This is a genomic window from Nostoc sp. NMS9 (assembly GCF_017114995.1).
Classification (GTDB): domain Bacteria; phylum Cyanobacteriota; class Cyanobacteriia; order Cyanobacteriales; family Nostocaceae; genus Nostoc.
Map to the genome: position 1 here is coordinate 1 of NZ_JABXKL010000034.1, position 8280 is coordinate 8280.

At 42.8% G+C, this 8280-nt stretch carries 9 protein-coding genes; 4 read left to right on the forward strand and 5 right to left on the reverse strand.

All coding sequences use genetic code 11. The features are described 5' to 3' along the window. Positions 1-451 (reverse strand): filamentous hemagglutinin N-terminal domain-containing protein (locus tag HWQ40_RS12310; RefSeq protein ID WP_292778087.1); only part of this gene is annotated, 451 nt, incomplete at its 3' end. A gap of 443 nt (positions 452-894) precedes the next feature. Here HWQ40_RS12310 and HWQ40_RS12315 point away from each other — a divergent pair. Beyond that, positions 895-1050 carry a hypothetical protein gene (locus HWQ40_RS12315; protein ID WP_292778089.1) on the forward strand — a complete coding sequence of 52 codons (156 nt, stop codon included), beginning with the start codon at positions 895-897 and terminating at the stop codon, positions 1048-1050. Positions 1051-1092: 42 nt separating this feature from the next. On the opposite strand, the gene hisD is transcribed toward HWQ40_RS12315, so the two are convergent. Next, on the reverse strand, positions 1093-2373 hold the full coding sequence (gene hisD / locus HWQ40_RS12320) for a histidinol dehydrogenase (RefSeq protein WP_292778091.1): 1281 nt from the start codon (positions 2371-2373) through the stop codon (positions 1093-1095). 332 nt (positions 2374-2705) lie between these two features. On the opposite strand from hisD, the gene HWQ40_RS12325 reads away from it, so the two are divergent. After that, complete coding sequence (locus tag HWQ40_RS12325; protein WP_292778093.1) at positions 2706-3494, forward strand: tryptophan-rich sensory protein; 789 nt, start codon at positions 2706-2708, stop codon at positions 3492-3494. Positions 3495-3658: 164 nt separating this feature from the next. Continuing rightward, a complete protein-coding gene (locus HWQ40_RS12330) occupies positions 3659-4354 on the forward strand; it encodes a pentapeptide repeat-containing protein (protein ID WP_292778095.1) in 696 nt (231 codons plus the stop codon). A 22-nt stretch (positions 4355-4376) separates the two neighbouring features. Here the strand turns inward: HWQ40_RS12330 and HWQ40_RS12335 are convergent, their stop codons facing one another. From HWQ40_RS12335 to HWQ40_RS12345, 3 genes are all read right to left on the reverse strand, one after another. Beyond that, positions 4377-4901 (reverse strand): hypothetical protein, encoded by a 525-nt coding sequence (locus HWQ40_RS12335; RefSeq protein ID WP_292778097.1) that lies wholly within the window; start codon positions 4899-4901, stop codon positions 4377-4379. A 338-nt stretch (positions 4902-5239) separates the two neighbouring features. Next, positions 5240-5602, reverse strand: coding sequence for a hypothetical protein (locus HWQ40_RS12340; protein ID WP_292778099.1), 363 nt, complete (start codon positions 5600-5602; stop codon positions 5240-5242). A 355-nt stretch (positions 5603-5957) separates the two neighbouring features. Beyond that, complete coding sequence (locus tag HWQ40_RS12345) at positions 5958-6137, reverse strand: hypothetical protein (protein WP_292778101.1); 180 nt, start codon at positions 6135-6137, stop codon at positions 5958-5960. 326 nt (positions 6138-6463) lie between these two features. Between HWQ40_RS12345 and HWQ40_RS12350 the strand changes: the two genes are divergently transcribed. Continuing rightward, positions 6464-8107 (forward strand): calcium-binding protein, encoded by a 1644-nt coding sequence (locus HWQ40_RS12350; RefSeq protein WP_292778103.1) that lies wholly within the window; start codon positions 6464-6466, stop codon positions 8105-8107. Positions 8108-8280 lie beyond the last annotated feature (173 nt).

An 8280-nucleotide genomic window follows, 5' to 3' on the forward strand; every position in this document is an offset into this window, starting at 1 on the left:
GACCAGATGTAGCACTAAAGTTTGTACCATCAGCAAAGTTCAAACTACTCGCCGTGCTAGCCACAAATGAACCGCCGATATTTAAAGAAGCATTGGACCCAAAAACAATGCCGTTAGGATTAATCAGAAATATATTGGCTGTGCGGTTAGCTTTGAGAACGCCATCTATATTAGAAACAGAATTGCCTGTCACCCGACTAATGATATTCTGAATATCCACAGCATTGTTAAAGTAAACTGTGCTACCAGTACTGACAGAAAACTCCCTAAAGCTGTGAAACAAGTTACCACCAGCTTGTGTACCCCCTGTGATCTTGGTGGTGTTACCATCTGATGTGATGATGGAATTATTAGGCAGAGTGCCATCGGTAGTGATTTGGGCAGAAGCACAATTTGCACCCAAAGCGATCGCACCTCCCATCCCAATCCCCAAACACCAACGAATAGTCATCCCAAACATCCCACCCCCTAAGCTTTGTAACAGATGAACTCTTTTTTGAGTTAACCACAATTAGTGTTCGTCAAGTTAATACCTTCACTTCTGGTTCATATTGAAAATGACGAAATGGTGGGTGCAAAGAAATCTGACTTGTTCTATTTAGAATGAAGCGATCGCCGTCATTCGGATTTAGACTCAGACCGCAAGCTGTACTGTGGTGATATCAAAATCGCTATCGGTTGCTTTAAAGAACAAGCTTACTTCTCCTATTTTCAATCTTCTATACTGCTTGGGAGTTAGACTGATATTACCCTATAAAGACGAAACCCTACTGCGATCGCTCTCATTAAAATAGCCGGAAATCTCGAAGATTTGGAAGCTCAAGGCTATTCATTTGGAACAGTGTTCGCACCTTGGATTGAACAGCGTTATCGAGTGGTTACACAAAATCTCTCGTGAATTTTCCCAAAATGGAAATTTTACCCACTGCGATCGCATTCCTCAAACCCATGACCAAGTTCATCCTTGATAGTCTAGGTATTCTGAGACGGACATTAACATCTAAGAAGCACAAAAGTTTGTATCAATCAAGCAATCAGTACACGAATTAATTTTGAATAACCATCATCTCATTCACAAATTATCTCAGCTTTTTATTGCAAGCGTACAGATACACTACCTGCATGGGCTGGCAAACCTTCTGCCTCTGCTAAGGTGACAGCTGCTTTGCCTATTGTCTGTAATGCTTGTTTGTCACATTCTAAAAAAGTAATTCGTTTGAGAAAATCGTAGACACTCAAACCAGAGGCAAAGCGGGCAGAACGGGCAGTTGGCAGTACATGGTTGGGGCCTCCTAAATAATCGCCAATCGCTTCTGGAGTATAGCGTCCTAAAAACACGCTTCCGGCACACTTAATTTGATCGGCAAGCAGTTGCGGGTTATCCACACACAATTCCACATGTTCAGGAGCTAGTTGATTGAGCAGTGGTATACTCTCGGCTAAATCGTTGACCAGAATCACGGCTGCATAATTTTGCCAACTTGCACTGGCAACTTCTCTGGTGGGTAAATCGGCAAGAATTTTCTCAACAGCCTTTATTACTTGTTGTGCGAAGATTTCGGAATCAGTAATTAAGATTGACTGGGCACTAGGATCGTGTTCTGCTTGCGATAGTAAATCCCAGGCAATCCAATCTGGGTTGTTCTGGCTGTCGGCTACCACTAAAATTTCTGAAGGGCCAGCGATGCTATCAATGCCAACAGTGCCAAAGACTTGACGCTTGGCTTCAGCAACATAAGCATTACCAGGGCCAACAATTTTATCTACTGGGGCAATGCTTTCTGTACCATAAGCTAATGCTGCGATCGCTTGTGCCCCACCAATGCCATATATTTCTGTAACACCAGCAACTTGAGCAGCAGCCAATACGGCGGAATTAATCTCACCACCAGGCATCGGTACTGTCATGACAATTCTTTCAACACCAGCAATTTTAGCTGGTAAGGCATTCATCAACAAAGAACTCGGATAGCTAGCCCGTCCCCCTGGTACATAAATTCCCACTTGCGACAGCGCTACCCAATTCAATCCCAGTTTTACCCCGACTGTATCGGTGTAGCCAATATCTTGTGGTAGTTGTTTTTCATGGAAAGCCACAATCCTAAGAGCAGCAAATTCCAGCGCAGCCAAGACATCGGCAGGACATTGTGCCGCGTGTTCGGCAATAAAGGTTTCGCTTAGATGCAAAGACTGGAGATTGTTGCGATCGAAGCGGCTAGTATAGTCCTTGACTGCGGCATCACCACGCACTTTCACATCAGCTAGAATCTCGCGTACTGTCCCACTAACATCAACTGTAACTTCCCGGCGATCGCTTACAAGAGTTTGGAATTTGACAGAAAAATCTTTGTCGGTAGTTTGAAGTAGCTGCATGGACAGTACCTTAAAAGCAGTGAGGTCAATAATCAGTTTAACTCCTGATTAACTTGCTAGATATGACTGTGGCTTATATCCATCACTCTTTTTCAGATGTAAGCTAAAAGCACAAAAGATTATGAGTTGAATGGCACTAAGTTAAGATACAGCCCTTGCCCCAACTGCTTCCCAGCCTCCAGGCTGGGAAACCATTCTCGGAGGCTCCGCCTCCTCTTTCTGGACAAGAGGCAGAGCCTCTCGGAACTCGTTCCCAGCCTCCAGGCTGGGAACGAGGATACAATAAGTCTTTGGGCTTTTCTTAGTGCCATTCGATTATCAGTTAACATCCTATGCAGCAGTCCACAAGAGGCAATTACCAGGATCTTTGGCGGCAGCTTGTTACTTTGGCTGCAATCTTTGGTGCTTTTGTTATCAATGTAGTATCGAACATTTTTCCGCTCAATGGACTTAGCATCGGGGAAATTTCCAATACTTTGTTTAAAAATGTCCTGATTATCCCTGCCAATTACGCCTTTGCTATCTGGGGACTAATTTACCTTGGGTTGTTTGCTTTTGGGGTATACCAAGCTCTACCTAACCAACGACATGAGCCTGATTTACGTAAGACAGGTTATCTGTTGGTGATTGCCTGTGTTGCTCAAAGTATCTGGGTGTATCTGTTTTTGTCTCGGTTTTTTGCTCTTTCTGTCATTGCAATGCTCTTGATTCTGTTGCCCCTGATTGCTGTCTATGTGCAGTTAGAAATTGGCAAATCGCGTGTACCTCGGCTGAAAAAATGGTGTATTCACTTTCCAATTAGCATTTATCTAGGCTGGATTAGCGTGGCGACTATTGTCAATGTAGCGTGTGCCTTGTATTTTCACAGGTGGAACGGTTGGGGGATTTCTGCTGTAATCTGGACTCTGATCCTGGTATTGATAGCAACAGCAGTTGCAGCAGTTATTGTCATCCAGCTTCGAGACATCGCCTATACAGGAGTAACACTCTGGGCATTGGTGGCGATCGCACTCAAGCATTTTGATAACTCAATGCTCAGAAATACCGTATTGGTTTTGGCAATTGTCCTAGTTTTAACCGCTACGATTAACAGCTTACGCACCCAACAAGAACATATTTAAGTGTGATTACATACCCGCCCAGCGTCGGTCAAGAGAGAACTTTTAGCAAGCGTTCGTTAAGCACGCACAATAATGGTCGGTTGTTACACACACCAGTCTGATTGTTATTAGCCAGAATAGATAGTTAGAGCCGTAATCGTCTGAGAAGACCAAAATTTATAGAAATGAAAAATATTATCTCGATTGCTTGGAATAACTGGTTAAAACGGCATAAAGAATCTGTTTTACTATTTGACTCAATTGCTGCCGCTAATGAGATTGCCCTAATGCTTAACGGTCAATGGGATGGCTGCAATGGTGTAATTGTGGCTTCTAGTGATGAGGTAGCTGTTGACACTGCTGCCAAACTATTACAAGCGACATGGTGTTATCAAGGCGCATCAAAAGCTGTTTTAGACAGAGTAACAACGAATGAAATTTTACGCCGTTATGCAATCGGAGAAAGAAATTTTGTTAATGCTAATTTGAGGTGTGCAGTACTTGCATCAGTGAAGCTGAGTGAAATTAATCTAAGTTATGCCTCCTTGAGTTGGGCGGACTTAAGTCAAGCCAATTTAAGTAAAGCTGATTTAACAGCAGCAGACCTCAGTCAAGCTAATTTAAGTGGAGCCGACTTGAGTAAAGCATACTTGATGAGGGCAAACCTAAGCAAGGCAGACCTGCAACAAGCCTCACTTCAGGGGGCTAACCTAAGTAGTGCTAACTTAAGTGAAGTCAACCTCACTGGTGCAGATTTAACAGGAGCTAATCTGTCACTAGCAGACCTAAGAGGAGCAAATTTTCACTTGTGTAATTTGAGTGGGGCTAACCTAACAAATGCCAAATTAATTGAAAGTGACTTGGCTTTTGCTCAACAATGATCGCCAAACTCCAGTATTACCTCTAGTCAGTTCCACCCCAAGTCCAAGTAGGATTGCCATTCTTTAAACGATTTTTTAGCACTACTAGGGGATAATTATTAGCATCAGAACCGCCAGCCAAATCTAAGATGAAGTAAACTTTACCTTTAACAAAATGCATCCGTAAATAATTAATCTTTCCAGAGTAGTCTTGTCCATCAACCTTAGTCATTCCAGCAGAAGCAAAGCATTTAGCATATTTTGGCTTGAGTGTCCCAACCCATGTAACACTAAAACTATTACTGGCTTGAACAGAGATGTTACTGGCATAGGCACTCAGGTTAATAGAGCCATCTGTTGCAAAACTGCCTTCTTGATAAGGATGGGGTTTTTCAGTGACAATCACCTTGTCTGGACAGCTTTGTTTTTGCTCGTTTTCACTATAAACTTTTAGCTCAATGTTTTGTGATTGATTTTGTGCTTGGACGCACCAGTTGGACAACAGAGGTACTAAACCAATACTTGTGCCTATAATCAAAATCAAAGGTCTAAATGAAATTATACTCATATCCGAACAAATACTAAATTGAATATAGTATTAGATTTTAATAATTAATTGGGGAAATTCAAGTCAGGGTAATTACTAAAAAAGGGAAAAGGGAAATGTTGAAGAAGAAACTTTTCCCCACAATCCCAAGAAGTCGATTTTTACTAACCCAAGCAAGATCGGACTCGCAAGTTTTGATCGGACCTTAATCCCCCCGATATATTGGGGGGAAATAAGAAAATCCGGTTCCCTCCCCAATATATCGGGGAGGGTTAGGGTGGGGTAAAACCCAGATTTATCAGCTACTTCCGACTTGTGTGTACACTGTAGCCATTTACAAACATCGAACAGCGTCTTTATCAAGCAACAGCCCCTTGTTTAGGCTGACGTACCGGACGCTTGCGATCGCTTCGACGAACGCCCCCTGCCATTTTGTACTCATCGCTATTCTTGCCATACTTTGCAGCTACACTGAGTAACATGTGTTCTATTAGTTCCATCAGCGACTTTTCGGCAACTTCTAAGGCTCCCTGAGTCAGATCCACGGTGGAGAGGCTTGAGTTATAAGCTTCCAACTTGTCTTGCGTTGTTTTGATGACAGCTGCAAAGGAGTCAATTGTTACCCCATTGCCTAAGTCTAAGGTGGGACTGATCGATTTCAAAGCCGCAATCCGACGCTGTGCTTTATCAATTACTTTAGACCCGCGTTTTGGACGTGACATAAATCACTTTCCTATTATTAATAATGCGCCAGGATAAAAACTGACTTCTACCCTGAACTATACAGCACTAGGATAGACAGAATTCGGGTTACTTGACACCCGCATTATTCAGTATAAATTAATTTATTTATTACAAATATATTGAATGGCTTTATGTAAATTATCTGAGGTTACCCGAATTCAATCAACGACTGCCCGAATTCAGTAAACGACTACCCGAATTCAATAAACGACTACCCGAATTCAGTAAACGACTACCCGAATTCAGTAAACGACTACCCGAATTCAGTAAACAACTACCCGAATTCAGTAAACAACTGTCCAAATTTAATATAAGAACTTAGCAAACTTGCTTTTATAGCGCTTCTCGTTTGGATGCAATACACTCTAACCTCACTTCAATTCCTCTCTCCTTTGAGGCTACGGTGTACACACAAGCTTGAAATAGCTGACTAACTAAGGTTTTACCCCACCCTAACCCTCCCCTTGTCAAGGCTACGGTGTACACACAAGCTTGAGATAGCTGACTAACCAAGGTTTTACCCCACCCTAACCCTCCCCTTATAAAGGGGAGGGAACTAGATTTCTTGTTTCCCCCCTTAATAAGGGGGGATTAAGGGGGGTAATTCGACTTGTGTGTATACCGTAGCCTAAAAGGAGAGAGGCTTTGAATCTTACTCCCCTTCCCTTTTAGGCTTTTCATAGGGTGAATCTTTGATAAATATTACTGTTCCTAATTGTTAATGTATAAAGTATGCCGAAAACGTCAATTTCGGTAAGTATTTTGTGCCCGAAAACAGCACTAAATTCAAGGTTGAGAACTGAAATTACTGAAAAAATGAAATCAGGTAGGTAAAAATTATGGCAAATATCATTGGAACCAGCGGCTACGACTTACTACAGGGTGGTACTGGGAATGATACTCTCATTGGTGGTATTGGGAATGATTCTTTAACTGGTGGCGGTGGCAAGGATAAATTTGTTTACAACTTAGGCGACGGCACTGATACAATCACTGATTTCGGTGGCATAGGTAAAGGAACTAACCCGACAGCAGCGGTTATTGCTGAAGTGGATACCATCAAATTCCAGGGTACAGGATTAACTGCTCAAAATTTACTGCTGACCCAGAATGACAACGATCTAGAAATCACCTTTGAAGGGAATGCTAATACCATAGTTATCTTGCAAAACTTCAAACTAGAAAACTTGGAGAATCTGAAAGCTTCTGGAGCAAAACCAGCTCTTGGTAATATCCTGTTTGACGGGCAAAATAGTATCACTGACAGCTTTAATGTCTTCGATTCCAACTCTACTGATACTAGCCTGGGCATCAAGAACACAGTAACTTTTCTCAATGACCTCAACAATAATATTACGGGTTTAGAGGACTCAAATGATGTAGTTAATGGTCAAGGCGGTAATGACAAAATCGATGGCTTGAGTGGAAACGATTTGCTGCGAGGTGGTGCGGGTGATGATACGCTCATTGGTGGTACGGGTGATGATACCCTCATTGGTGGTACGGGAAATGACTCCCTTGTTGGCAATAATCTGCTTTCTGGAGGCTATGGCAATGATAATCTCTCCATCTCTGGCTACGAGAGCTTTAGCTACCCAGACTACGAATACAACTCTCGCTCGTCTGGTAAAAACACCCTCAACGGTGGCGCTGGTGACGATAACTTGAGTGCTAGCGGTTCAACAGGCAATAATTTGCTCTCTGGGGACGATGGCAATGATAATCTCTCCATCTCTGGTTACTACGAAGGAGGTAACTACCAAGACTACGACTCTCGCTCGTCTGGTAAGAACACGCTCAACGGCGGTGCAGGTAAGGATACTTTGAGTGCTGGCGGTTCAACAGGCGATAATTTGCTCTCTGGGGGTGATGGCAATGATTATCTCTCCATCTCTGGCTACTACAGCTATACTCCCAGCGACCCGTACTCACCCCGCGACGTCTCTATCACATACGAGTCTCGGTCCATAAGTAATAACACCCTTAACGGTGGCACTGGGGACGATAACTTGAATGCTAGTAATTCAAAAGGTAATAACTTACTGGATGGTGGTGCTGGCAATGATTATATCTCCGCCTCTAGCGCCTTTGGTAAAAACACAATCTATGGTGGGAGTGGGAATGATATTCTTATAGGTGGTTTTGGTAATGACACCCTCTATGGAGGAACTGGTACTGATACCTTTGTTTTCAATAGTTACAGTCAAGGTGTTGACAGTATTTATGACTTCAACGCGACTAATGAACTAATTCAGGTATCGGCTGCTGGCTTTGGCGGCGGGTTATCATCAGGTTCACTTAAGACAAGTCAGTTTACCCTCGGAACATCTGCAACAACAAGCAATCAACGATTTATCTATGACAATGTTACAGGTGGACTGTTCTTTGACCTTGATGGCAGTGCGTCTGGGTTTACTCAGGTAAAATTTGCACAACTATCTACTGGATTGTCAGTCAGCGTAAACAATTTTGTGGTTGTTTGATCGGAATTAGCGCTCTTTGATCGCCAAGTGGTAGGGTTTGCGAGGTGCTATTTTTAGCGTCTCGCATTCGATTATTGAATGCAAGCCATTTTGTTAAGCGATAGCTATTCTTGCAGAGATAAGCTGTTAAGTACTTAATTTACACATTGAGACCGCAGGGGAGCAGAGGAGCA